This window comes from Pseudomonas sp. R-28-1W-6 (genome assembly GCF_009799925.1).
GTDB lineage: Bacteria > Pseudomonadota > Gammaproteobacteria > Pseudomonadales > Pseudomonadaceae > Aquipseudomonas.
This window is the reverse complement of the sequence record NZ_WELK01000004.1, coordinates 46412-72055: the sequence shown is the minus strand read 5'-3', so window position 1 is coordinate 72055 and position 25644 is coordinate 46412. Positions and strand designations below refer to the sequence as shown.

Annotated in this window: 17 protein-coding genes and 1 pseudogene; 12 read left to right on the top strand and 6 right to left on the bottom strand. The window is 66.7% G+C overall.

The annotated features are described in order from the left end of the window. Positions 1–26: 26 nt before the first annotated feature. Genes F3I62_RS10125 through F3I62_RS10115 form a run of 3 tightly spaced genes read left to right on the top strand, consistent with a single transcriptional unit; the run spans position 27 to position 3704 of the window. Entirely contained in the window at positions 27–497 is a 471-nt protein-coding gene (locus F3I62_RS10125; protein ID WP_160489534.1) for a DUF2271 domain-containing protein, read from the top strand. A 26-nt stretch (positions 498–523) separates the two neighbouring features. Next, positions 524–2749 (top strand): PepSY domain-containing protein, encoded by a 2226-nt coding sequence (locus tag F3I62_RS10120; RefSeq protein WP_160489533.1) that lies wholly within the window; start codon positions 524–526, stop codon positions 2747–2749. Continuing rightward, complete coding sequence (locus F3I62_RS10115) at positions 2739–3704, top strand: FAD:protein FMN transferase (protein WP_160489532.1); 966 nt, start codon at positions 2739–2741, stop codon at positions 3702–3704. The genes F3I62_RS10120 and F3I62_RS10115 overlap by 11 nt, the downstream gene beginning before the upstream one ends. 38 nt (positions 3705–3742) lie before the next feature. On the opposite strand, the gene F3I62_RS10110 is transcribed toward F3I62_RS10115, so the two are convergent. Then, positions 3743–5647 carry a bifunctional diguanylate cyclase/phosphodiesterase gene (locus F3I62_RS10110; RefSeq protein ID WP_160489531.1) on the bottom strand — a complete coding sequence of 635 codons (1905 nt, stop codon included), beginning with the start codon at positions 5645–5647 and terminating at the stop codon, positions 3743–3745. 226 nt (positions 5648–5873) lie between these two features. Here F3I62_RS10110 and F3I62_RS20525 point away from each other — a divergent pair. After that, positions 5874–6433: pseudogene (locus F3I62_RS20525) on the top strand (hypothetical protein). On the opposite strand, the gene F3I62_RS10100 reads toward F3I62_RS20525, so the two are convergent. Beyond that, positions 6418–7311, bottom strand: coding sequence for a DMT family transporter (locus F3I62_RS10100; protein WP_160489530.1), 894 nt, complete (start codon positions 7309–7311; stop codon positions 6418–6420). The pseudogene F3I62_RS20525 and the gene F3I62_RS10100 overlap by 16 nt on opposite strands. 134 nt (positions 7312–7445) lie before the next feature. On the opposite strand from F3I62_RS10100, the gene F3I62_RS10095 reads away from it, so the two are divergent. The 3 genes from F3I62_RS10095 (at position 7446) to F3I62_RS10085 (ending at position 10991) form a co-directional block, all read left to right on the top strand. Continuing rightward, a complete protein-coding gene (locus F3I62_RS10095; protein WP_160489529.1) occupies positions 7446–7883 on the top strand; it encodes an Lrp/AsnC family transcriptional regulator in 438 nt (145 codons plus the stop codon). A gap of 11 nt (positions 7884–7894) precedes the next feature. Beyond that, positions 7895–9043 (top strand): class C beta-lactamase, encoded by a 1149-nt coding sequence (gene ampC, locus F3I62_RS10090; protein WP_160489528.1) that lies wholly within the window; start codon positions 7895–7897, stop codon positions 9041–9043. A gap of 85 nt (positions 9044–9128) precedes the next feature. Further along, complete coding sequence (locus F3I62_RS10085; protein ID WP_160489527.1) at positions 9129–10991, top strand: UvrD-helicase domain-containing protein; 1863 nt, start codon at positions 9129–9131, stop codon at positions 10989–10991. A 57-nt stretch (positions 10992–11048) separates the two neighbouring features. On the opposite strand, the gene cysS is transcribed toward F3I62_RS10085, so the two are convergent. Together cysS and F3I62_RS10075 are read right to left on the bottom strand one after the other, a co-directional pair. After that, on the bottom strand, positions 11049–12434 hold the full coding sequence (gene cysS / locus F3I62_RS10080; RefSeq protein WP_160489526.1) for a cysteine--tRNA ligase: 1386 nt from the start codon (positions 12432–12434) through the stop codon (positions 11049–11051). Between the two features lie 3 nt (positions 12435–12437). After that, positions 12438–14105, bottom strand: coding sequence for a glutamine--tRNA ligase/YqeY domain fusion protein (locus F3I62_RS10075; RefSeq protein ID WP_160489525.1), 1668 nt, complete (start codon positions 14103–14105; stop codon positions 12438–12440). Between the two features lie 332 nt (positions 14106–14437). Between F3I62_RS10075 and F3I62_RS10070 the strand changes: the two genes are divergently transcribed. From F3I62_RS10070 to F3I62_RS10060, 3 genes are all read left to right on the top strand, one after another. Further along, the gene (locus F3I62_RS10070; RefSeq protein ID WP_160489524.1) at positions 14438–14932 is read left to right on the top strand and encodes a peptidylprolyl isomerase; all 495 of its coding nucleotides are present in this window, start codon (positions 14438–14440) and stop codon (positions 14930–14932) included. Between the two features lie 4 nt (positions 14933–14936). Next, on the top strand, positions 14937–15659 hold the full coding sequence (lpxH, locus tag F3I62_RS10065) for a UDP-2,3-diacylglucosamine diphosphatase (RefSeq protein ID WP_160489523.1): 723 nt from the start codon (positions 14937–14939) through the stop codon (positions 15657–15659). Positions 15660–15904: 245 nt separating this feature from the next. Then, positions 15905–17257, top strand: coding sequence for an SPFH domain-containing protein (locus F3I62_RS10060; protein ID WP_160489522.1), 1353 nt, complete (start codon positions 15905–15907; stop codon positions 17255–17257). A 213-nt stretch (positions 17258–17470) separates the two neighbouring features. On the opposite strand, the gene F3I62_RS10055 is transcribed toward F3I62_RS10060, so the two are convergent. Beyond that, positions 17471–18208, bottom strand: a complete 738-nt coding sequence (locus F3I62_RS10055; protein WP_160489521.1) for a type 1 glutamine amidotransferase — start codon at positions 18206–18208, stop codon at positions 17471–17473. A gap of 156 nt (positions 18209–18364) precedes the next feature. Continuing rightward, a complete protein-coding gene (locus F3I62_RS10050) occupies positions 18365–23209 on the bottom strand; it encodes an NAD-glutamate dehydrogenase (protein ID WP_160489520.1) in 4845 nt (1614 codons plus the stop codon). 284 nt (positions 23210–23493) lie between these two features. Here F3I62_RS10050 and F3I62_RS10045 point away from each other — a divergent pair, with 284 nt between their 5' ends. Beyond that, complete coding sequence (locus F3I62_RS10045) at positions 23494–24351, top strand: DUF1353 domain-containing protein (protein ID WP_160489519.1); 858 nt, start codon at positions 23494–23496, stop codon at positions 24349–24351. A 322-nt stretch (positions 24352–24673) separates the two neighbouring features. Beyond that, a complete protein-coding gene (locus F3I62_RS10040; RefSeq protein ID WP_160489518.1) occupies positions 24674–25633 on the top strand; it encodes a MoxR family ATPase in 960 nt (319 codons plus the stop codon). Positions 25634–25644: the final 11 nt, after the last annotated feature.

Genomic DNA, 25644 nt, shown 5'->3' with positions numbered 1-25644 from the left:
ATCCCCACTCACTGGACATTAGGCCGATGAAAACCATTACCACCTCACTGTGCCTGGCCGGCGCCATGGCAGCGCCCGGTCTGGCGCAGGCCCAGGCAATAACCCTGAACACCCAGTTGAAAGACTACCGCGGCAATGACGCCTACCTGGCGATCTATCTGACCGACGCCCAGGGCCAATACCAGCAGACACTCTGGGTCGCCGGCAAGAAGCCCAAGTACTACAAGCACCTGCGCGACTGGGCACGCGGCAGCGGCCTGCAGCGCAGCGCGTTTGACGGCATCAGCGGGGCCAGCGTCGGCAGTGGCGACAACCTCAGCGTCGCGGTCGAGCTGGCCGACAGCCTGATCGATGCCGGCTATCAGATCCGCATCGACAGCGCCGTGGAGGACAAGCGCGACAACCGTGCCGAGGTCAGCGTGCCGCTGACCCGCGCCGGTTCGGGGCAGCCGGTCGGTGGCAATGGCTACGTCGAATCGTTCAGCTACGAGCTGTGATCGCAATCGCCCGCGGGAGGCACACCATGCTGCGCCAGCTTCATTCACTACCGGGTCTGCTCGCCGCCGTGCTGGTCATGCTGCTGGCCGTCAGCGCGCTGTTCCTGTCGCTCCAGCCGGCCCTGGAAAGGCTAGACGCGACGCTTCCCGCCGCCGGCCAAGTCAACTTGGCCGACCTGGCCGAGCGGGTTGCCCGACACTATCCGGGCGTCGAACGGATAGAACGGACGCCGAACGGAGTGCTCATCGCGCACTTCGACCAGGCGGGCGAACCCGGCTCCGTGCTGATCGACCCGTTCAGTGGCCAGGGCATTGCCGCCCATGAGCCGAGCGCCTGGTCGAGCTGGAGCAAAGACCTGCATCGCTCGCTGCTGCTCGGCACCCCGGGCCGCGCCCTGGCCGCCATGGCCGCCCTGTGCATGCTGCTGCTGACCCTGTCCGGGGCGGCCCTGCTGGCCAAGCGCCAGGGCGGCTGGGGCAAGCTGCTGCGCCCGCTGCAGGGCAACCTGAGCCAGCGCTGGCATGCCGAAATCGGCCGCCTGGCCATTGTCGGCCTGCTGCTGTCGGCGCTGACCGGGCTGTACATGTCGGCGGTGAGCTTCGAGCTGCTGGCCGATGGCACGGAGGTCGAAGCCGAATTCCCGCAAACCCTCGGCGCCGGCCCGGCCGCGCCACTGCACAGCCTGTCGGCCCTGCGCGCCACCGACCTGAATGACCTGCGCGAGCTGACCTTCCCCGCCCCCGGCGACCCGAGCGACGCCTACCAGCTCAGCACTGCCCAGGGCGATGGCTATGTCGATCAGGCCAGCGGCACGCTCCTGTCCTTCACCCCGCACAACAGCGCCCGCCGCCTGTATGAGCTGGTCTATCGGCTGCACACCGGCGAAGGCCTCTGGTGGCTCGGCCTGCTGCTGGGCCTCGGCGCCCTCAGCGTCCCCTTGATGAGCCTCACCGGTGTCCGCCTGTGGTGGCGTCGGCGCCAGGCCATGCCGCGCCTGGCGAACAACAGCGCCGCACAGAGCGCCGACACGGTGATCCTGGTCGGCAGCGAGAACCACGGCACCTGGGGCTTCGCCAAGGCCCTGCATGCCGCCCTGAACCAGGCCGGACTGCGCGTGCACACGGCGCCGATGAACCAGTTGCGCGCCGACTACCCGCGCGCCGAGCGCCTGTTCATCCTCACCGCCACCTATGGCGAGGGTGGCGCACCGGCCAGCGCCAGCCAGTTCCTCGAGCGCCTGGACGGCATCGCGGCCAATCCGCGGCTGGGCTTTGCCGTGCTCGGCTTTGGCGACCGGCAGTTCCCGCGGTTCTGCCAGTTCGCCAAGGACAGCGATGCCGCCCTGGCCAAGCGCGGCTGGCCGCGACTGCTGGCGCTCGAGACCATCGACCGGCAGTCCGCCCAGGCGTTCGCCCGCTGGGGCAACGCCGTTGGCGGCCTGCTTGGCCGCGAGCTGAACCTGCAACACACACCGCTGCAGCCGCCGACCCGTACCTGGCAGCTGGTCGAGCGGGTGCAGTACGGCGAGCAGGTGCAGGCCCCGACCAGCGTGCTGCGCTTCACCGCAGCCGGCCCGATGCCCGCTGGCAACCGGCTGCAGCGCTGGCTGGGCGGCAACCGCCAGCCCCGCTTCGAAGCCGGCGACCTGGTCGGCATCGTGCCGCCGGGCAGCCCGCTGCCGCGCTTCTACTCGCTGGCCAGCGCTTCCACCGACGGTGTGCTGGAGATTTGCGTGCGCAAACAGGCCAACGGGCTCTGTTCGAGCTTCCTGCATGACCTGCCGCTGGGCGGGCAGATCGAGGCCTTCATCCAGGCCAATCCGGACTTTCGCCCGGCGTCCGGCAAACACCCGGTGGTGCTGATCGGCGCCGGCACCGGCATCGGCCCGCTGACCGGCTTCATCCGCCACAACAAGGCCAGGCACCCGATGCACCTGTACTGGGGCGGGCGCAATCCGCAGTCCGACTTTCTCTACGAGCCCGAGCTGAACGACTACCTGGCCGACCGGCGCCTGACCCGCCTGCACACCGCCTTCTCGCGGGCCGCCGACCGCAGCCATGTGCAGCAGCGCATCATCGAGGACGCCACGCAGCTGCGCCGGCTGATCGACAAGGGCGCGCAGATCCTGGTCTGCGGCAGCCGCGAGATGGCCAAGGGGGTGATGCAGGCCCTGGATCAGGTGCTGGCACCGCTCGACCTCGACGTACTGACCCTCAAAAGCCAGGGGCGCTACCGTGAAGATGTCTACTGAACCCCCCACCCTGCAGCGCTACAGCCTCAACGGCACAACCATGGGCACGCGCTACAGCGCGCTGTTCTATGCCGAGCCCGGGCTGGATGAGTCGGCCATCGGAGCCAGCCTGTTCGCCGCGGTCGACCGGGTGGACCGGCAGATGTCTAGCTGGAAAGCCGACTCGCAACTGAACCGGCTCAATGCCCTTGCCACCGGGCAATGGCTGGACCTGCCGGCCGAACTGTACCAGGTGCTGGCGACGGCCCTGCGGGTCGGCCGGCAGTCAGCCGGCGCGTTCGATATCGGCGTCGGCGACCTGGTCAATGCCTGGGGCTTCGGCCCCGACCGGCCCCAGCCGGACCGCGCGCAGATCGATGCCCTGCGGCGCCAGCCGCGCCGACCGGCCGGCGCCGCCCTGGAGCTGGACCCGGCGCACGGGCGCATACGCAAGCGCAGCGCGATCACCCTCGACCTGGCCGGCATCGCCAAAGGCTTCGGCGTCGACGAACTGGCGCGCTGCCTGGATGGCTGGGGGATCGGTCACTACCTGGTCGGCATCGACGGGGAAATGCGTGCCCGCGGCCACAAGGCCGATGGCCAGCCCTGGGTCATCGCCATCGAGAATCCCAGCTACGGCCTGCGCGAAGCCATGGGCGTGATGGAGCTCAGCGATGCCGCCATCGCCACCTCGGGCGACTATCGGCACTGGGTCGAGATGGCCGACCAGCGCGTCGCCCACACCATGCACCCGGGCCTGGGGGCGCCCCTGCGCAACCGCCTGGCGGCCGTGACGGTAGTGGCCGCCACCTGCATGCTGGCCGACGCCTGGGCCACGGCGCTGCTGGTGCTGGGCGAAGAGGCCGGGATGAAGATGGCTGTCGAGCGCGGCATGGATGCCCTGTTCGTCCTGCGCACGGCGCAGGGGCTGGAGCAGCGCTGGCTGATCGACGGCCAACCGCAGCCGCTGGATTGAAGGCAAAACGCGCGCCAGCGCGCCGCCTCAAACCATCGCTACGCCGGCACCTGGGTCGCGGCGACAAAGGCGCGGAAGTCATCGGCCGCCAGCGGCCGGGCGAACAGGTAGCCCTGGCCCTGGTCGCAGCCGAGCGCGGCCAGCAGCTGACGGGTGGCCTCATCCTCGATGCCTTCGGCAGTGGTGAGCAGATTCAGGCTCTTGGCCATCTGGATGATCGCCGTGACGATGGCCTGCTCCTGGGCATTGCCCTGCAGCCGGCGCACGAACGACTGATCGATCTTCAGCTTGTCCACGCGAAAGCGCTGCAGGTAGGACAGGTTGGAATAGCCGGTGCCGAAGTCATCGATCGACAGCCTCAGGCCCAGCGCCTTGAGGCGATGCAGCAGGCCGATGAAGACCTCCGAGTCCTGCAGCAGGATCGATTCGGTCAGCTCCAGTTCGAGGCAGCCCGGCTGCAGGCCGAAGCGGTCCAGGGCCGAGCGGATCAGCGACTCCAGGTTGCCGCGACGAAACTGTACCGAGGACAGGTTGACCGAGACCACGAAGCGCGGCAGGCCGGCCGCCTGCCACAGCATCATCTGCCGGCAGGTTTCGTGCAGCACCCACTCGCCGATCTCGACGATCAGGCCCGACTGTTCGGCGACCGGAATAAAGGTGTCCGGGGTCACCATGCCACGCTCCGGATGCTGCCAGCGAATCAGCGCCTCGGCCGCCAGCAAACGTCCCGTGTTCAGGTCGACGATCGGCTGGTAGTGCAGGACGAACTCATCGCGCAGCAGCGCCTGGCGCAGATCCAGCTCCAGGCTCAGGCGCTCGCGGGTGACCGCATTCATCTGCGCATCGAAGAAGCAGAAGGCATTACGCCCCGCCGCCTTGGCCTGGTACATGGCCATGTCGGCATGCCTGAGCAGGGTCTCGAAGTCGTCGCCGTCCTCGGGAAACAGAGCAATGCCGATGGAGATTGAGGTGACTATCTGCATACCCTTCAGGTTGAAGGGTTGCGTCAGCCGGCCCTGGACCTTGGCAGCCACGGCGGAGACGGCTGCCAGGTCGTCCACGTCGGACAGCGCCATGAGGAACTCGTCGCCACCCTGGCGACTGACCGTGTCCATGTCGCGCACCGAATCCTGCAGGCGCAGAGCCACTTGCTTGAGCAGTTCGTCGCCGGCGGCATGCCCCAGGGAGTCGTTGATGGTCTTGAAGTTGTCCAGGTCGAGGAACAGCAGCGCCACTCGCTTGCCATAGCGCCGCGCCTGGCCGATGGCCTGCTCCATGCGGTCGCTGACCAGCAGGCGGTTGGGCAGGTTGGTCAGGGCATCGTGCTGGGCCAGGTGGGTGAAGCTGGCCTCGGAATCCTTCACCCGCTGAATTTCCTGCTGCAGGCGCAGCAGGGTGCGACGCAGGTCATCGGCCAGCAACCACACCGCCACCGCGCACATCACCAGGATGCTGCTGACGTTGATCATCCGCCCGACTCCGATCGGCCAGGGATGGAACACCAGCAGGCCACTGAGCGAGGCGTAGGTCATGCCGGCCACCGAGGCCAGCATGGCCAGCAGCAAGCCGATGAACAGCCGCACCGGCGCCACCATTCCGGCAACGATGAGTATCGCCGGATAAGACAGCAGCACCCCGCTGTAGAGCCCCTGACTGAACCACAGGGACAGCGTGACCAGCCCCGTCAGCGAAACCAGCAGCAGCACGATGGCCGCATCCGTGGCACCGCGCTTGTTCAGTTGCTGACCGAGCATCACCACAGCCAGCGCCAGCAGCACCAGCGCGCTGTTGAACCAGCTCTGCGCCAGCAGCGTCTGCGTGCCGATGAGCAGCAGCACACCGCACTGCACCTGGATGATCTGGCCCAGGCGCCGGGTCTGCAGGCGTCGCTCCAGGGGATCGTTCAGCTCGTAGCTGGGTTGCGAATCTTGAGCGCGCGTCATCTCTACTTCTCTTCCATGATGCGACTACTGCAAAGTGGCCGGGCTCGGCGACAGGATTGCAAGCTAACGAAAATCCCAGGCACACGGCAAGTGTTTGCGCCGCGGCAAGGCAAGCACCTATGCCGCTGTCGCCGACCATGCGGTGACTGGATGCAGTCCAATCTGGGCGTTGCGCGCCTGCAGGTAGCTTCGGCGGTCTTTGCCCATCTTCCGCCGAGTCACGCTTTTGATCAGCCTCAGCATGCGCACCGCCCTGCTAGCCGCCGTCACGTTCTGTTCGGCTGCCGCACTGGCCAAGCCCGTGCAGCACACGAGTATCGACCGCATTCTCGCGGCCAAAGTTTCCGAAGAGATCGCCCCCCGATGACTACGAGGCGCTGCTCAAGGGGGTGCGACAGTGTGCGGGAGCGCTCGCCAAGAAGATCGTCACGCTGGACAGCATCGGCAGCAACCCAGGAAGCCATTCGCATGGGGCACCTGCTGAGCGAAACCGGTTTCGATGCGCTGGTGCCCAGCAACAGCCTATGCCAGGGCACCTGCGACAACCTGCTGGCGGCCGGGCGCGACAAGAGCGTGCGTGGCTATGTCGGCCTGCAGCGCCCCTACTACCGCGGTGGCGACCCGGCCCTGTGCGGGCAGGCCGGCAGCGCGCTCCGCTACAGCCCCAACGCCTCCCTGCGCGGGATGGATATCCCGGCCAGCCTGGCGGATGACATGAGCCGCATCGAGCCAACCAGAATGCACGTGCTCACGCCCGAGGAACGGGTGCGCTACCCGCTGGATTGAAGTCGCGCCGCGCGCAGACTCCAACCCTGCTGCATCCCCGCCGCCGCCAGCAGGATCGCCGCCACGCCCAGCCACTGCAGCAGGCTGAGGCGATGGCCGAAGGCCAGCCAGTCGACGAAGATCGCCGCGATCGGGTAGACGAACGACAGCGCGCCGGTCAGTGCCGTTGGCAGCTTCTGGATGGCGCTGTACAGCAGCATGTACATCACCCCGGTATGCACGATCCCCAGGGCCGCCAGGCTGGCCCAGGCCTGCGGCTGTTCGGGCAGCTGGTAGCTGGCCAGCGGCGCCAGCATCAGGATGCCGGTGAGCAGCTGGATCAGGGCGATCAGGTGCGGCGGCGTGCCGCTCAGGCGTTTGACGATCAGCGCGGCCAGCGCATAGAGCAGTGCCGCGCCCAGGGCCAGAACGATGCCCAGCAGGTAGTGCTCGCCCGATGTGCCGGTGTCGCCATGGGCACTGACGATGGCCAGCATGCCGAGGAAGGCAACGCCCAGCCAGGCCAGCTTGGCCAGGCTGATGCGCTCGCCGAGAAGCAAGGCCGCCAGCCCCACCAGCATGAACGGCTGCACGTTGTACACCGCCGTGCTGATGGCGATCGATGCCTTGGAGTAGGAAGCGAACAGCAGCAGCCAGTTGCCGACTATGGCCACCCCGCTGACCAGCGCCAGCACCAGTACGCGACGGCCCAGCAGTTCGGCGCGCAGCAGGCCGAGCGCCCAGCACACCAGCAACAACATCGTGCCGCCGATCACGCAGCGCCAGAACACCACGTCGACCACGGTCTGGCCGGACACCAGGACGAACCAGCCGATGGTGCCGGAAATCAGCATCGCCGCGATCATTTCCAGCGAGCCGCGCTTGAGGGTCTTGTCCATGGTCGGAGTCTCCGGTTGGGGTGCGCTTATTATTCGGCTAGCCAGCATGGCCACTCCATGGCTAACCTAAGGCCAAATAGCACAACAGCCTTTATTACGAAGGCGTTTACCGCAAAAAACCTAACGAGCCCGCCATGACCGACGAAATCGACCAGCTGCTGCTCAACGCCCTGATGGAAGACTCGCGCCGCTCGCTCAAGGCCCTGGCGCAGATCAGCGGCCTGTCCTCGCCCAGCGTGGCCGAGCGTTTGCGTCGCCTGGAGGAACGCGGGGTGATCCGCGGCTATACGGTGGAGGTGGACCCGCGCCACTTCGGCTACCAGCTGCAGGCCATCGTCCGGGTGCGCCCGCTGCCCGGCAAGCTGCACGAGGTGGAGCGACAGATCCAGTCGATCCCCGAATTCACCGAGTGCGACAAGATCACCGGCGAGGACTGCTTCGTCGCCCGCCTGCATGTGCGCTCGATGGAGCAGCTGGACGAGCTGCTCGACCGCATCAACGCCTATGCCGAGACCAACACCGCCATCGTCAAGAAGACCTCGGTGGCGCGCCGGCTGCCACCGATGAACTGAAGGAACATCCCATGCGATTCAAAACCACCGCCCTGGCCCTGCTGCTGGTCGGCCAGACCGCCATGGCAGCGCAGACCACGATGGTCCACACCGAGCTGCACGCCGCCGTCGATGCCGCCGTGCGCCCCGCCATCGAGCAGTACCGGATTCCCGGCCTGGCCGTGGCCATCGTCCGCAAGGGCGAGCGCCAGTTCTTCAACTATGGCGTCGCCGACCGCGACAGCGGTCAGCCGGTAGACGAGCACACCCTGTTCGAGCTGGGCTCGGTGAGCAAGCTGCTCACCGCCACCCTCGGCGCCTATGCCCAGGCCGAGGGCAAGCTGAGCCTGGACGACCAGGCCAGCCAGCATCTGCCGGCACTGCGCGGCAGCGCCTTCGAGCGCATCAGCCTGCTCGACCTGGCCACCTACACCCCCGGCGGCCTGCCGCTGCAGTTCCCGAATGAGGTGGGCAACGAGCGGCAGATGCTCGACTACTACCGCGCCTGGCAGCCCGCCTACCCCGCCGGCAGCCAGCGCCTGTACTCCAACCCCAGCATCGGCCTGTTCGGCCACCTGGCCGCCGCCAGCCTGGGCCAGCCGTTCGACCAGTTGCTGGAGCAACGACTGTTCCCGCAGCTGGGCATGCGCGAGAGCCATGTGCAGGTGCCGCCGGCACAGATGGCGCGCTACGCCTGGGGCTACCGCGACGACCAGGCGCTCCGCGTGCAGCCGGGCCCGCTGGATGCCGAGGCCTACGGGGTGAAATCCACTGCCGCCGACATGCTGCGCTTCGTCGAGGCCAGCCTCGATCCGTCGCAACTGCCGGCGCCGCTGCGCCAGGCCATTGCCACCACCCACCAGGGTTATTATCGGGTCGGCGACATGACCCAGGGCCTGGGCTGGGAGCGCTACGCCTACCCCATCACCCTGCAGCGCCTGCAGGCCGGCAACTCCTCACAGATGGCCCTGGAGCCGCATGCGGTCGAGCGCTTCGCCACGCCGCAATCCGCCGACGGCGACCTGCTGCTGAACAAGACCGGCTCGACCAACGGCTTCGGTGCCTACGTGGTGCTGCTACCGGCCCGCGACACCGGCCTGGTGATCCTGGCCAACCGCAACTACCCGAACGCCGAGCGGGTGCGCATCGCCCTGCAGATACTCGCGGCGCTTGAGCGCTGATCCGCTGGCCCATTGCCAGGCTCCAGCCCCCGGCGGAAAGCCCGTATGATGGCCGCCCTGACCTGTTTTACGTTTCCGAGTTGCCATGCTGTCCGCCGTCAAACGCTACCAGGCGCTGCTTTCCAGCGCCCTGGCGCGCTACTTTCCCCGCACCACCGAGTACCTGCGCGCCGAACGCGAGGCCGCTGCCCGGCTGCGCCAACCACAACCGCGCGCCAAGCGCCCCGCCAGCGCCGGCAAGACCAAGGCCAGCGGGCGCAAGCAGCAGGCCAGCGATGGCCCCGCCCCCACCGGCATCTACTCCAGCGCCCGCCTGAGGGTCAGCGAAACCCAGATCGCCGCCATGCATGCCCGCGTCGCCGAGGCGGTGGCGGCCGGGCTGATCGGTGCGCCGTCCGACGAGCAGTGGCCGATGATCCTCTGCCGCGCCCCGCTGGCACGCATCTTCGCCGGCGCCGGCTCGGGCAAGTCCACCACCCTGCTGCTGCGCGTGGTGTTCATGCTCTGCCACCTGCAGATCCCCGCCGCCAGCCTCACGGTGATCTCCTTCACCAACGCTTCCTGCGCCGAGCTGCGCGGCCAGCTGCTGCGCCTGCTGGCCTTCTGGCAATTGCCCTTCGACGAGGCGCAGGCGCGCCAGTGCGTGCGCACCTTCCACTCCGCCATGGCGCAACAGGCCAAGGCGCTGCTGGGCGCACCGAGTTGGTTCGAACAGCTCGGTGGCACTGCTGGCGAGGAGCCGGACGCCCCCGCCGGTGGCCGCCTGCCGCCCGCGCAACAGCGCCTGCTGCGCCAGGCCCATGAAGCGCTCTACGCCAGCGATGCCGCCTTCCGCCAGCAGGTGCACGAGCTGCTCGGTGTGGCCCTGCCCGAGACCGTCGGCAAGCCGCCGCAGGAGGGCTTGCGCCTGGCCGGCGAGCTGCGCGCCACTCCGTTGTACGAGGCGTTCTATCAGCAGGGCTGCTTCGCCGAGAGCCTCGGCCTGCGTCCGGATCGCCTGGATGCCGCCGCGCCGGACTGCGCGCCGCGCGAGCGCCTGTTCCTGCAGGCCCTCGCGACCTTCTGGGCGCATTTCCAAGCACTGCTGCAGACGCAAGGCATTACCACTTTCGATGCCGCCTTCCGCCGGCTCGGCGAACGCCTGGCCAGCGTGCAGGAGCTGCCGGCGGAGGCCATCGAGCCGCTGCGCCATCTGCTGATCGACGAGTTCCAGGACATCTCGCCGCAGATCGTCCACTGGCTGCAGGCCGTGCACCGCGCCCTGGCCGGCCGTGGCAAAGCGGTCAGCCTGATGGCCATCGGCGACGACTGGCAGTCGATCTACGGCTGGCGCGGCAGCTCGCCGGAGCTGTTCCTCGACTTCGACCGCCACTTCCCCAGCCGCGGCAAGGCCAAGAGCCAGGTACTGATGCTGACCGCCAACTTCCGCAACATCGCGCCGATCCTGCGCGATGCCGAGGCGCTGCTCGAGGGCGTCGCCTGCAAGCAGGCCAAGCGCAGCCAGGCAATCAAGGCCGCGCAGCCGGGCGATCATGGCGTGCGCCGCATCGAGGGCTTCGACCTCAAGCGCCAGTTGCCCGAGCTGCTGCGGGAAATCGCCGCGCAGTGCACGCATGTCGCCCAGCGCGACAGCCGCGAACGCAACCCGGTGCTGCTGCTGGGCCGGCGCAACGACGCGCTGAAGCAGGTGCAGGCCCAGCTGGACCCGAGCCTGCCGGTGCGCGCCTACAGCATCCATCGCGCCAAGGGCCTGCAGGGCGAGGTGGCGATCATCCTCGACGACGGCGGCAGCCCGGAGTCGCATCCGCTGCGCAACGCGCTGTATGCCCACTGCGGCCTGTTCCGCAACAGCTACGACCAGGCCATGCGCGACGAGAGCCTGCGCCTGGCCTATGTGGCCGTTACCCGCGGGGTCAGCCGGGTGATCTGCTACAGCGGCAAACGCTGAAATCGCAGGCATGAAAAAGGCCGCCCGAAGGCGGCCTTTTTCATGCAGCGGAACGACTTACTCGGCCAGGCGCCAGGTGGTGCCGCCCTTGCCGTCTTCCAGGACCACACCCATGGCGGTCAGCTGGTCGCGGATGCGGTCGCTTTCGGCCCAGTTCTTCTCGGCGCGCGCCTGCAGGCGGGCGGCGATCAGGGCATCCACCGCGGCGGCATCGACCTTGCTGGCGGCGCCGGCCTGGAGGAAGGCATCCGGCTCCAGCTGCAGCACGCCGAGCACGCCGGCCAGCTGCTTGAGCTGGGCGGCCAGGCCGGCGGCGGCTTGAACATCCGATTCACGCAGGCGGTTGACCTCGCGAATCATCTCGAACAGCACGGCGCAGGCTTCCGGCGAGTTGAAGTCGTCGTCCATCGCCGCGCCGAAGCGCTCGACGAATTCCTCGCCGCCGGCAGGGGCCACTTCCGGCAGACCTTTCAGGCCGTTGTAGAAGCGCTCCAGGGCGCCCTTGGCTTCCTTGAGGCTGTCTTCGGAGTAGTTGATCGGGCTGCGGTAGTGGCTGGATACCAGCAGGTAGCGCACCACCTCTGGGTGGTACTTCTCCAGCACCTCGCGGATGGTGAAGAAGTTGCCCAGGCTCTTGGACATCTTCTCGCCGTCCACGCGCACCGCGCCGGCGTGCATCCAGGCGTTGGCGTAGAGCTTGCCGGTGGCCGCCTCGCTCTGCGCGATCTCGTTCTCGTGGTGCGGAAACACCAGGTCCGGGCCGCCGCCGTGAATGTCGAAGGTCTCGCCCAGGCAGCAGGTGGACATCACCGAGCATTCGATGTGCCAGCCCGGCCGGCCCGCGCCCCAGGGCGAACCCCAGCTCGGCTCGCCCGGCTTGGCGCCCTTCCACAGCACGAAGTCCAGCGGGTCTTCCTTGATCTCGTCGACCTCGATGCGCGCGCCGATCTTCAGCTCGTCGATCTTGCGCCGGGACAGCTTGCCGTAGCCCTCGAACTTGGTGACGCGGTAGTACACGTCGCCGTTGCCCGGGGCGTAGGCGTAACCCTTGTCGATCAGGGTCTGGATCATCTGGTGCATGCCGGCGATATGGCCGGTGGCGCGCGGCTCTATATCCGGCCGCAGCACGGACAGACGCGCCTCGTCCTCATGCATGGCAGCGATCATGCGCTCGACCAGGGCCTCGAACGGCTCGCCGTTCTCCTGCGCGCGCTTGATGATCTTGTCGTCGATGTCGGTGATATTGCGCACGTAGGTCACGTCATAGCCGCGATGACGCAGCCAGCGGGTGACCACGTCGAACGCCACCATCACGCGGGCGTGGCCGATATGGCAGAAGTCGTACACGGTCATGCCGCACACGTACATGCGCACCTGATTGCCGACCAGTGGCTTGAACGCCTCCTTGGTCTTGCTCAGGGTGTTGTAGATGGACAACGCCATGGCTCAGGCTCCCCAGGAATCGCGCAGGGTGACGGTACGGTTGAACACCGGCTTGCCTGGCTGCGAGTCCTTCAGGTCGGCAACGAAGTAGCCTTCGCGCTCGAACTGGAAGCGTTCTTCCGGGACGGCCTGGCCCAGCGATGGCTCGGCGCGGCAGCCGGTGAGCACCACCAGCGAGTCCGGGTTGATGTTGTCGAGGAAGCTGCCACCCTCCTCGTCCTTCTCCGGGTTGGCGGAGCGGAACAGGCGGTCGTACAGGCGCACTTCGCATTCCACGCTCTCGGCGGCCGGCACCCAGTGGATCACGCCCTTGACCTTGCGGCCTTCCGGGTTCTTGCCCAGGGTGTTTTCGTCATAGCTGCAGCGCAGTTCGACGATATTGCCTTGCGCGTCCTTCACGGCCTCGTCGGCGCGGATCACATAGCTGCCACGCAGGCGCACTTCGCCACCGGGGATCAGGCGCTTGAAGCCATCCGGCGGGGTTTCCTCGAAGTCGCTGGCGTCGATGTAGATCTCGCGGCTGAACGGCAGCACGCGCACGCCCATGTCCTGCTTGGGGTGGCGCGGCAGTTCGAGGTTCTCGATCTGGCCCTCAGGGTAGTTGCTGATGACCACTTTCAGCGGCTTGAGCACGCACATGGCGCGTGCGGCGTTGGCGTCCAGGTCGTCACGGATGGCGAATTCCAGCATGCCGACATCGACCACGCCGCCGGCGCGGTTGACGCCGATCATGTCGCAGAAGTTGCGGATCGACGCCGGGGTGTAGCCACGGCGGCGGAAGCCGGACAGGGTCGACATACGCGGGTCGTCCCAGCCATGCACATGACCTTCATCGACCAGCTGCTTGAGCTTGCGCTTGCTGGTGATGGTGTAATTCAGGTTGAGGCGGGCGAATTCGTACTGGCGCGGCTGCGCCGGCACCGGCAACTGCTCAAGGAACCACTCGTACAGCGGGCGGTGGTCTTCGAACTCCAGGGTGCAGATCGAGTGGGTGATGCCTTCGATGGCGTCCGACTGGCCGTGGGTGAAGTCGTAGCTCGGGTAGATGCACCACTTGTCGCCGGTCTGGTGGTGATGGGCGTGGCGGATGCGGTAGAGGATCGGGTCGCGCAGGTTGATGTTCGGCGAGGCCATGTCGATCTTGGCGCGCAGCGAACGGGCACCATCGGCGAACTCACCGGCCTTCATGCGGGCGAACAGGTCGAGGTTCTCTTCCACCGAACGCTCGCGGAACGGGCTGTTCTTGCCCGGTTCGGTCAGGCTGCCGCGGTAGGCGCGCATTTCCTCGGCATTCAGGTCGCAAACGAAGGCCTTGCCGGCCTTGATCAGTTCGATGGCCCAGGCATGCAGCTGGTCGAAATAGTTGGAGGCGTAGCGCTCCTCGCCGGCCCACTGGAAGCCTAGCCACTGCACGTCGCTCTTGATCGCGTCGATGTATTCCTGGTCTTCCTTGGCCGGGTTGGTGTCGTCGAAGCGCAGGTTGCACTCGCCGCCGAATTCCTGGGCCAGGCCGAAGTTCAGGCAGATCGACTTGGCGTGGCCGATGTGCAGGTAGCCGTTGGGCTCCGGCGGGAAGCGGGTGATGATCTTGGCGTGCTTGCCGCTGTCCAGGTCGGCCTGGACGATGGGGAGCAGGAAGTTGGCGGCTTTTTCGACGGTGGGCTTGCTCATGATGTCCTTAGGTGCGAATGCGCGGCTTAGAGCCTGTTTCGGGTCTCGCGAGCTAGAGCGAGACAAGGCAAAAGCAGCCGAGGAAGCGCAGTTTACAAGTTGTAAATGAGCATTCCGAGGCTGCTTTTAACGCCGTATCGCCGACGCGCAGCAGATCCGAGACTGGCTCTCAGGGTAGGCCGGTCAAAACAAAGCCCGTATGATACCCAACCCGTCAACCCCCTGACAGCCGCAAAGCGACCGGGCGTGACCATACGGCGCGAAAACAGGCCCTGCCTGCCCCGCTGCCGCGCCACACCAGCCGCCTTGCCCGTAAACCGAGAGCACATTCCATGATCAAGCTGCACACCAACCACGGCGTCATCACCCTGGAACTCTTCGAAGACAAGGCCCCGGAAACCGTGGCCAACTTCAAGGAATATGTGAAGAGCGGTCATTACGACGGCACCGTTTTCCACCGCGTGATCAGCAACTTCATGATCCAGGGCGGCGGTTTCGAGCCGGGCATGAAGCAGAAGCCGACCCGCGCACCGATTAAGAACGAAGCCAACAACGGCGTGGCCAACAAGGTCGGCACCGTGGCCATGGCCCGCACCATGGAGCCGCACTCGGCCTCCGCGCAGTTCTTCATCAACGTCGCCGACAACAGCTTCCTCAACCACAGCGCACCGACCGTACAGGGCTGGGGCTACGCGGTGTTCGGCGAAGTGGTCGAAGGCATGGACGTGGTCAACAAGATCAAAGGCGTGGCCACCACCATGAAGTCCGGCCACCAGGACGTGCCGGTGGACGACGTGATCATCGAGAAAGCCGAAATCGTCGAGTAAATCGATGATCCTGCTGATCTCCGATCTGCACCTGGAAGAACAACGCCCGGACCTGACCCGGGCGTTTGTGCAATTCCTCGAAGGCCGCGCCAGAGTGGCCGAAGCCCTGTACATCCTCGGCGACTTCTTCGAGGTGTGGATCGGCGACGACGGCATGACGCCCTTCCAGCGCAAGATCGCCCGTGCCCTGCGCCAGTTACGCGACAGCGGCACGCAAATTTTCCTCATGCATGGCAACCGCGACTTCCTGATCGGCAAGGCCTTCTGCCGCGAAGCCGGCTGTACCCTGCTGCACGACCCGAGCCTGGTGCAGTTCAACGGCGAGCCGGTGCTGCTGATGCACGGCGACAGCCTGTGCACCCAGGACCTGGCCTACATGAAGCTGCGCCGCTGGCTGCGCCACCCGCTGACGCTGTTCATCCTGCGCCACCTGCCACTGGCCACCCGCCACAAGCTGGCGCGCAAGCTGCGCAGCGAGAGCCGCACGCAAACCAGCATGAAGGCCAGCGAGATCGTCGACGTGACCCCGGACGAAGTGCCGCGGATCATGGCCGAATATGGCGTGCGCACCCTGATCCACGGCCACACCCATCGCCCGGCCGTGCACCAGCTGCAGGTCGCCGGCCAGGCCGCCCGGCGCATCGTCCTCGGCGACTGGGACAAGCAGGGCTGGGCCCTGCAGATCGACGCCAGCGGTTACCAGCAGGCGCCCTTCCCGCTCACCTGAGAACCCGTTCACGATCTCCTGACTCGCGGCCATACCGCGTTAAAAACGGCCTCGAAATGCTCATTTACAGCTCGTAAACTGCGCCTCCTCGGCAGTTTTTGCCTTGTCTGGCTCTAATTCAGAAGAACGTAAACAGGTTCTAAGCAATCTGCGCGAGACGCGGCACATACCGACCCGCCACCCCTTGACGGCCCCGCGCCGGCTCAGCAGCATTCGCGCTCTTTTCCCGCAGTCAAGGACAGATCATGGAAATTTCCAACGGAGCCCCCTCGAAGCTCTCCCTCATCAAGTACGTCGGCATGCCCGCGCTGGTCGCCGCCATCGGCTTCGTCACCTTCAACGGGGTGTTCTTCTACAACGAGGCCGGTTTCGCCACCCATGTGCGGACCATCTTCGGCGAGGAGAAAGTGGTCGACGACGTCGGCTACGCGACCAAGTGGTTCGGCCGTGCCACCCCGTGGAAGAAGGCACTCAGCGTGCAGTCGGTGCTCACCGAAGCGCTGGAGATCAACGACAACAGCGACAACGATTCGCTCGGCGCGACCATCGAAGCCTTCCCCATCGTGTTCCTCGGCAACGTCGACGCCAAGGTCGAGTCCTCGGCGCGCTTTCGCCTGCCGGCCGGCGAGCAGTTCCTGAAGATCGCCCAGGAATACCGCAACCCGGAAAACTTCATCAAGACCGCCCTGGTTCCGGCCATCAAGGAAACCCTGCAGGCCACCGCCTCGCTGATGAGCGCCGACGACTTCTACGCCGGTGCACGCAGCGAGTTCGCCGCCGAGTTCGAGAACCAGCTCAACGACGGCCTGTACCTGATCAAGCGCAAGGAAGTGCGCGGCCCGCGCGGCCACCAGCCGAGCCAGACGGCGATCCTCCAGGCCGGCACCGAACAGGGCAGCTTCGGCGACAACAACGCCAGCCAGTTCATCACCGAGAAGGTCATGGACAACAAGGGCATCCCGGTGCGCAAGCAGCAGCAGTTCCGCAAGTACGGGGTGGAAGTGGTCGAGGCGCGCATCACCAACGTCGACCCCAACCCGCAGTACAAGCAGCGCATGGTCAAGGTCCAGCAGGCCCTGGCCGAGCTGGCCGTGGCCCGGCAGAACCGCCTGAAGGAAGAGGAAGAGAAGCTGCTGGTCACCGCCCGCGGCGAGAAGGAAGTGGAAGCCCGCCGCCAGGAAACCCTGCGCGACCAGATCGAGCGCACCACCCAGGCCGAGACCGAGAAGCAGCTGGCACGGATCAACGCCGAACGCGAAAAGGGCCGCGCCGAGATCGAGAAGCAGACCGCCGAACTGCTGCGCGACAAGGCGGCGATCACCGCCGACGCCACCAAGATCACCGCCGACGCCGAAGCCTATGCGCGCAAGGCGGTGATCGAGGCCGACGGCGCGCTGCAACCCAAGCTGGATGCGCTGATCTCGATCAACAAGGTGTGGGCCGAAGCCGCCGCCCAGGCGCCGGTGCCCGGCGTGATGATGGGTGGCTCGGGCACTGGCGCCGGCGCCAGCCGCCAGGACGAGATCGGCCAGTTGATGGGCATCCTCGCCACTAAGGCCGCCCGCGACCTGTCGCTGGACATGAAGGTCAAGGAATAAGCCTCAGGCAGCAATGCAAACGCCCCGCACCGAGCGGGGCGTTTTTGTTTGGCGATGTACCAATTACGTGTTGCATGGCCACTTATCCGTCTGTGCAACACGGATCGCGTAGGGTGCGCCGTGCGCACCAAGGGCGGTGCGCACGGCGCACCCTACACAAACGCACCCTCAGCATATAGCCGGGACACAGCCATTAGGTTTCAGCTGAGGGCCTCAGGCCGCCGGGCACGCCGGCTGGTGCAAGTCGCCGAAGGCCAGTTGCAGCCAGTGGCGATAGAAGCCCTCCGCCACCCGGTTGAGCGCCGCTACCCGCGTCGGCAGGTCGACCAGCATCTGCCGCAGGCCCTGCTGGCTGGCCTGGGTCTCGTCGAGCAGGTGCGACCAGTCCTGCAGCCAGTCGCCGAGCAGCGTCTCGGTCATCTCCGGATGGCCCTGCAGGGCCAGCACCTTGTCGCCCCAGGCAAAGCCCTGGTTCGGGCACCAGGGGCTGGACAGCAGCCACTCGGCACCGGCCGGCAGCTCGAAGGTGTCGCTGTGCCACTGATAGACCGGGAACTCGGCCGGCAGATGGGCCAGCCAGGGACTGGGCTTGGCCTGGTCGCGGCGCACCAGTGGCTGCCAGCCGACTTCGGTATAGGGCATGCGATGTACCGGCGCGCCGAGGGCGCGGGCAATCATCTGCCCGCCCAGGCAGTGGCCAATCAGGGGGATATCGCGCTGAATGATGTGCTGCAAAGCGGCAACTTCTGCCCCGATCCAGGGCAGATCATCGTTGACGCTCATCGGCCCGCCCATCACCGCCACGGCACGCGGGCGATCCAGGTCGTAGCCGTCGAGTTCACCGAGGTCGCTGCGCAACACGGTGAAATCCAGTTGATGGGCCTCCAGCACTGCTGCCAGGTGGCCCGGAGGACAATAATCGACGTGCGTTAGAATTAGAATGTCGGTCATGACTACTCTCCGGTGTCCGCTGGAATAGGCAAGGCCCGTGCCGGAGCACTGGACCTTGCGGCAATTCTGCGAACTTTTTTACGGAGGCTAACCGAGCCGCCCGTGACCGACCAGTGCCGGCACGGACAAACTGCACGATTAGTAGAGCGTTACGCCCTACTGATCGCTGCGCGCCAGATCCATCAGCTCGCGATTGGCCACCGCATACATGGCGTAGTCGATGCCGGTGGCCGCACGCAGCTCGCCGAGCATGACCAGCCAGCGCTGCACCAGCGCCTTGTGCTGCTCCAGCCAGAACCCCACGCGCTCCTCCACATCCACCGGGCCTTCGGCCATCTGCAGCACCGACACGGTGATGGCGCGCTGCTGCCAGTCCAGGTCGTCGCAGAACGCCTCGCGGGCCAGGGCCTGCCAGTTGTTGTCCACCGGCAGGCTGGTGATCTGCTGCAGGTACCAGGACAGCTCCAGCGCCCCGCCCACGGCGAAGTAGGCGGTGGCCACTTCCGAGGCCGGCTTGCCGGTGACATCCGCCGCTTCGATGATCGGCAACAGGGTGTACAGGTGGCTGGTGCCGGCCACCACGCGGGCCAGCTCCTCCGGCGTGCCGGCTTCGACGAAGCCCTGGTAGCGCGCCAGCCACTGCTCGCGGGCCGGGCCCTCCAGCAGTTCGTCCAGGCGCCCGGCCAGCTCGGCCACGCGCGGGCCGAAGTGGCCGACATCGCGGGCCGCGTCCAGCTCGTTGCGGCGGCTGCGCAGGAACCAGCGGGTAGCCCGGCGGCCCAGGCGCATCAGCTCGTCCATCAGCTGCAGCTGCAGCTCGGCCGGCACCTGGTAGTCCAGCGCCTCGATCTGCTGCCACCAGTGCGGCAGGCGGAACACGTCGCGGACGATGACATAGGCGCCGGCGACGTTGGCCGCGCTCATGCCGGTGGACTCCTTCAGGCGCTGCACGAAGGTGATGCCCATGTGGTTGACCAGGTCGTTGGCGATCTGCGTGCTGACGATCTCGCGCTTCAGGCGGTGGCGGCGCATCGGCTCGGCGAACTTCTTGCTCAGCTGCGCCGGGAAGGCGGTCTCCATCTCGCGGGCCAGGTAGTCGTCGTCCGGCACCAGGGATTTCAGCAGGGCCTCCTTGAGGTCGATCTTGCTGTAGGAGATCAGCACCGACAGCTCCGGCCGGGTCAGGCCCTGGCCATTGGCGGCACGCTCGTTGAGCTCGTCGTCGCTGGGCAGGAACTCCAGGGCACGGTCCAGCTTGCCGGCCGCTTCGAGCGCAGCCATCAGCCGCTTGTACTCGGGCAGGCGCTCGCGGGCGCGGCGCTCGGCCAGGGACAGGGCCTGGGTCTGCTTGTAGTTGTTGCCCAGCACCAGGCTGCCCACCGCATCGGTCATCTCGGCCAGCAGCTTGTTGCGCTGCTTGCCGGTCATGTCGCCGGCACCGACGATCTCGTTGAGCAGGATCTTGATGTTGACCTCGTGGTCGGAGCAGTCCACGCCACCGGCGTTGTCGATGAAGTCGGTGTTGCTGGCGCCGCCGCTCAGGCCGTACTCGACCCGGCCGAGCTGGGTCATGCCGAGGTTGCCGCCCTCGCCCACCACCTTGGCGCGCAGCTCGCAGCCGTTGACCCGCAGGCCGTCGTTGGCCTTGTCGCCGACATCGGCGTGGCTTTCCTTGCTCGACTTGACGTAAGTGCCGATGCCGCCGTTCCACAGCAGGTCGACCGGCGCCTTGAGCAGGGCATTGAGCAGTTCGTTGGGCGCCAGCTTGTCGGCGCCGATGTCGAAGCGCGCCTGCATCTGCGGGCTGATGGCGATGCTCTTGGCACTGCGCAGGAAGATGCCGCCGCCTTCGGAGATCAGCGAGGCGTCATAGTCGGCCCAGCTGGAGCGCGGCAGGTCGAACAGGCGCTGGCGCTCGACGAAGCTCTTGGCCGCATCCGGGTTGGGGTCGATGAAGATGTGCTGGTGGTTGAAGGCCGCCACCAGCTGCAGCTTGTCCGACAGCAGCAGGCCGTTGCCGAACACGTCGCCGGCCATGTCGCCGATGCCGATGACGGTGAAGTTGTCCTTCTGCACGTCGATGCCGCGCTCGCGGAAGTGGCGCTGCACCGAGACCCAGCCGCCCTTGGCGGTGATGCCCATGCCCTTGTGGTCGTAGCCAGCCGAGCCGCCAGAGGCGAAGGCGTCGCCCAGCCAGAAGCCGTAGTCCTGGGCGATGCCGTTGGCGATGTCGGAGAAGGTCGCGGTGCCCTTGTCGGCCGCCACCACCAGGTAGGGGTCGTCGTTATCGTGGCGCACCACGTTCTGCGGCGGCACCACGGCGCCGTCCTTGAGGTTGTCGGTGATGTCGAGCAGGCCGCTGATGAAGATGCGGTAGCAGGCGATGCCCTCGGCCAGCACCTCGTCGCGGTTGGCACCCACCGGCATCTTGCGCGGGATGAAACCGCCCTTGGCGCCCATCGGCACGATCACCGCGTTCTTCACCTGCTGCGCCTTGACCAGGCCCAGCACTTCGGTACGGAAGTCTTCCTCACGATCGGACCAGCGCAGGCCGCCACGGGCCACGTCGCCGAAGCGCAGGTGCACGCCTTCGACGCGCGGGCAGTAGACGAAGATCTCGAACTTCGGCACCGGCCGCGGGATGTCCGGGATCAGCCGCGGGCTGAGCTTGAAGCTGAAGTAGTGCTTGGGCTGACCATCGGCGTCGGGCTGGTAGAAGTTGGTGCGCAGGGTGGCCTTGATCAGGTCCAGGTAGCGCCGCAGGATGCGGTCCTCGTTGAGCACCGCGACATTGTCCAGGGCGGCGAGGATCGCCTGTTCGAGCTTCTGTTGCTTGTCCTCCAGGTCCTCGTCGGTGAGCTTGCGCGCCAGGTAGAAACGAGTGCGGAACAGGCGCACCAGCTCCTTGGCGATATCGGCGTGGTTGACCAGGGTGGCGGCGATGTAGCTCAGGTCGAAGCCCAGGCGGATCTGCTTGAGGTAGCGGGCATAGGCGCGCAGCAGCGCCACGTCGCGCCAGGGCATGGAGGCGGTCAGCACCAGGCGGTTGAAGCCGTCGTTCTCGGCCGCGCCACCGACGATCTGCACGAAGGCGTCCTGCAGGGTGTCGTTGAGCTGCTGGATGTCGACATCCAGGCCTTCGGCGCTGGTGAAGGCGAAGTCGTGAATCCAGAACTCGCGGCCATCGGCGCGGCGCAGCTTGTAGGGGAACTCGCCGAGCACGCGCAGGCCGAGGTTTTCCAGGATCGGCAGGACGTCCGACAGCGGCAGCGGCGTGTCGGCGTGGTACAGCTTGCAGTGCAGCTCCTGTTCGCCCTGAGCCAACGGCTGGTAGAAACTCATCACCAGCGGGCGTTCGACCGACAGGCTGAGCAGGTGCTGCATGTCGACCACCGCCGAATGCGGGGCGAAGCGCTCGCAGTAGCCGGCCGGGAAGCCTTTCGGGAAATCGGCCAGCACCTGGGTACCCTGGGCCTCGCCGAAGCTTTCCACGACCAGGCTGGCGTAGTCGTCCTTCCACGAACGGCAGGCCTGGATGACTTCCTTCTCCAGGCGTACCGGGTCGATCTGCACGCGGTTCTTCGGGTCGACCTTGAGGATGAACTGTACCCGCGCCAGCACCGACTCGGAGAAGTAGGTCCAGAACTCGCAGTCGCTGGCCTGCAGGCGGTCCATGAGGATCTGTTGGATCTTCAGCCGCGTCTCGGTGGAGTACACGTCGCGCGGCACATAGGCCAGGCAGTAGGCGAAGCGGCCGTAGGGGGCCTTGCGCAGGAACAGGCGCAGCTTGTTGCGCTCCTGGATCTGCACGATGGCGATGGCGGTGCTGAACAGCTCGTCCACCGAGGTCTGGAACAGGTCGTCGCGCGGCAGCACTTCCAGCACCTGTTCCAGCTCCTTGCCCAGGTGCGCCTTGGGGTCGAAACCGGAACGCTCGGTGATTTCCGCCACCTTGCGGCGGATATAGGGGATGCGGCTGACGCTCTCGGCATACACCGAGGAGGTGTACAGGCCCATGAAGCGGCATTCCTTGATCACCCGGCCCTTGGCGTCCAGCTCGCGGATCGAGACGAAGTCCGGGTAGGCCGGGCGATGCACCCGGCTCGGCGTGGCGGCCTTGGCGAAGGACAGCAGGCGCGGCTCGCGCAGATAGTCCACGGCCTCCTGCTCGATATGCAGCTCGTCCTGCTTGAGGCCCTTGCGCAGGCGGCGCGACAGGCCGAGCAGGGACTTCTCGTCATACACCAGATGGCCGCCGTCCTTCTCCTCGGCCACGGTGAACTCCTCGTAGCCGAGGAAGGTGAAGTGGTTGTCCAGCAGCCAGCCGAGGAACACCTTGATCTCGCCCAGCTCGGCGCCGTCGACCTTGAGCTTGGCCTTGTCCAGCCAGGCCAGCAGCTCTTCGGCGCGGGCCTTCATCGGCTGGAAGTCGGACACCGCCAGGCGCACTTCTTCCAGCACATCCTGCAGGGCCTTCTCCAGGGTCCGCAGCTCGCCGACATTGGCGCAGCGGTCGATCTCCAGGTACATCAGCGCTTCCTGCTGCACGCCCTTGCCGCTGCTGCCCTTGGCGAGGATTTCCTGCAGCTCGCCGCTCTTGCCGCGACGCACGCTGAACACGCTGTTCTGCAGGGTATGGATGCTGTAGCCGCGACGGTTCAGCTCCATGCGCACCGAGTCGACCAGGAACGGCAGGTCGACGTGCAGCACCTCCACCGCGGTATGGGTCGACTGCCAGCCGTGCTTCTCGTAGTCCGGGTTGTACACCCGCACCAGCGGCTTGGCCGGGTCGAAGTGCTCGAGCAGGCGCCAGGAAGACAGGGTGCAACCGGCCAGATCGCCAAGGCGGCGCTGGGTCAGCTCGTCGAGGGCGACGATGCCGAAGAACTGCTCGGCGAACAGCGCCACTTGTGGCAACGCCTGCTCGCTGACGTGCTGAGCCAGGGCCGCTTGCAGTTGATGCTGGAAGTCGGCTTTGCTGGCCGCAGTGAAAAACGCCATGGTGATGCTCCGCTGGACTTGTTATTCGTGGAGGCGCCGCGCGTGCTTGCAGGCAGGAGGCTGCACCGCCGGGGTTCCAAGCAGTCTAGGCCATGCTGGAACCCAGCAGTACGCACGACGACCGCTAGGTCACGCCAAGCTTAGCCAGTGCGCGTGAAACGACGCTTGCAGCCCTGCGACATATTCGTTCATCGCCATGCTGCGCCGCGGCCATGCGCCCGCCTACACAGATGCGCCGATGAGCTGCTAAGGTGCCGGCTTCCTCGCAGCCTGGTAGGGAAACCATGGCCAACCGTCCTCTCGCGCGCTCGCTGGTGCGCCACTTCGGCAACCTGCTGGTCAGCGCCATCGGCGTCCTGCTGCTGAGCCTGGCCGCCTGGCTGCGGCCGGCGCTGATCGTCCCGCTGCTGTGGGGCGGCGCGCTGGTCTACCTCGGCGTGCTGCTGCCACGCTGGATCGGTCGCCGTGAGCGCCTGCGCCGGGCCGAGGCGGCGCGCCAGGCCGACCTGGGCAAATGGGGCTTTGCCTGCCGCGACCATGCCGGGCCCTGGCTCAACTACATCGACCATCCCTTGCTGCAGCGCTGCGAGCAGTTCGCCGGGCGCTACTTCTATGGCGAATGGCTGATCATCCACGACGGCCTGCTGATCATTAACCCGGGGCACTCCAGCGTCGACCTGCACCTGGGCGAAGTGCGCTACGACTTCGCCCGCCCGCGTACCTATGCCTGGGACGGCTGCACGCCCAAGGTGCCGTTCTACTGGCTGGCCATCCTCGGCATTCCCGACTGGTGGGAGAAGCGCCACCCCATCCTGCGCCTGCAGCAGGGCCTGGTGCGGGAAAGCGAGGTGTTCTGGCCCCTGGCCCACCCGGCCAGCCTGGTGCACGACGCGCTGTACCAGTACCTCAACGTCGCCCCGCTGGCCAAGCACGAGGCCGACCGGCTGTTCTTCCATATGCTGCGCCGGGCCGGCATGGCCTGGTCGCTGGCGTTCGCCTACTACCTGGCCGTGCGCCTGTTCGGCGCGCTGGATGTGCGCGGCCCCGCCCCGGCCAACAGCGCGCTGCGCTGCGTCACGCCACTGCCGGCCAGCGCAGAGGCGCCGGCGCTGAACTTCGCGGCGCCGGCGCGGTCTGCTTGAGCCGCGACCTCTCGGCGCAAAAGGGGAACTGGCCGGCACTGCGCGCGCCCGGGCCTGCCAGGTCGCCACACAATGCAGTAGAGTTGGCACCCCGATCGGGTGTTTTCGGCTACCCGTCAGAGGCTATGAAAAAATCGAAGGCCGTCGCGAGGGCGTCGCCGGGCGAGCGAAACAAGGCGCGCGGCGCAAAAACAAGGGAGTTTGGCGAGCCAAATGACCGAAGTTTTTGCGTAGTGCAACGCAGTTGCAGCCGCCCGACGGCGGCCGCAGCAGGCAAGCGATATTTTCACAGTCTCCCAGTCCCTTTCCAGGAAGAACCTCGATGGAACATCGTGAGGCGCTCGTTGCGCTGCGACACTTTCTTGCAACCCAGATTCTCGGCCAGGAAAAACTCATCGAACGCCTGCTGATCGCCCTGCTGGCGGACGGCCACCTGCTGGTCGAAGGCGCCCCCGGCCTGGCAAAGACCAAGGCGATCAAGGAACTGGCCGAAGGCATCGAGGCCGAATTCCACCGCATCCAGTTCACCCCCGACCTGCTCCCCGCCGACATCACCGGCACGGAGATCTATCGCCCGGAAAACGGCAGTTTCGAATTCCAGCAGGGGCCGATCTTCCACAACCTGGTGCTGGCCGACGAGATCAACCGCGCCCCGGCCAAGGTGCAATCGGCCCTGCTCGAGGCCATGGCCGAGCGCCAGGTCAGCGTCGGGCGCAGCACCTACAACCTGTCGCCGCTGTTCCTGGTGATGGCCACGCAGAACCCGATCGAGCAGGAAGGCACCTACCCGCTGCCCGAAGCCCAGCTCGACCGCTTCCTCATGCACGTCAAGATCGGCTTCCCGGACGCCAGCGTGGAACGCAAGATCCTCGCCCAGGCCCGCGGCGATGCACTCAACGGCGAAGCCAAGCCGGAACAGCGGGTCACCCAGCAGGCGATCTTCGCCGCGCGCCAGGAAATCCTCGGTCTGTACATGGCCGATGCGGTGGAGGAATACCTGGTGCAGCTGGTGATGGCCACCCGCACCCCGGCCAAGTTCGACCCGGAGATGGCCGAGTGGATCGCCTATGGCGCCAGCCCGCGCGGCTCGATCGCCCTCGACCGCTGCGCGCGCGCCCATGCCTGGCTGGCCGGGCGCGACTTCGTCAGCCCGGAAGACATCCAGGCGGTGCTGTTCGACGTGCTGCGCCACCGCATCATCCTGTCGTTCGAGGCGGAAGCCGCCGGCATCGACCAGGACCGGGTGATCCAGCGCATCCTCGACGTGGTGGCGGTGGCCTGATGCCAACCCGC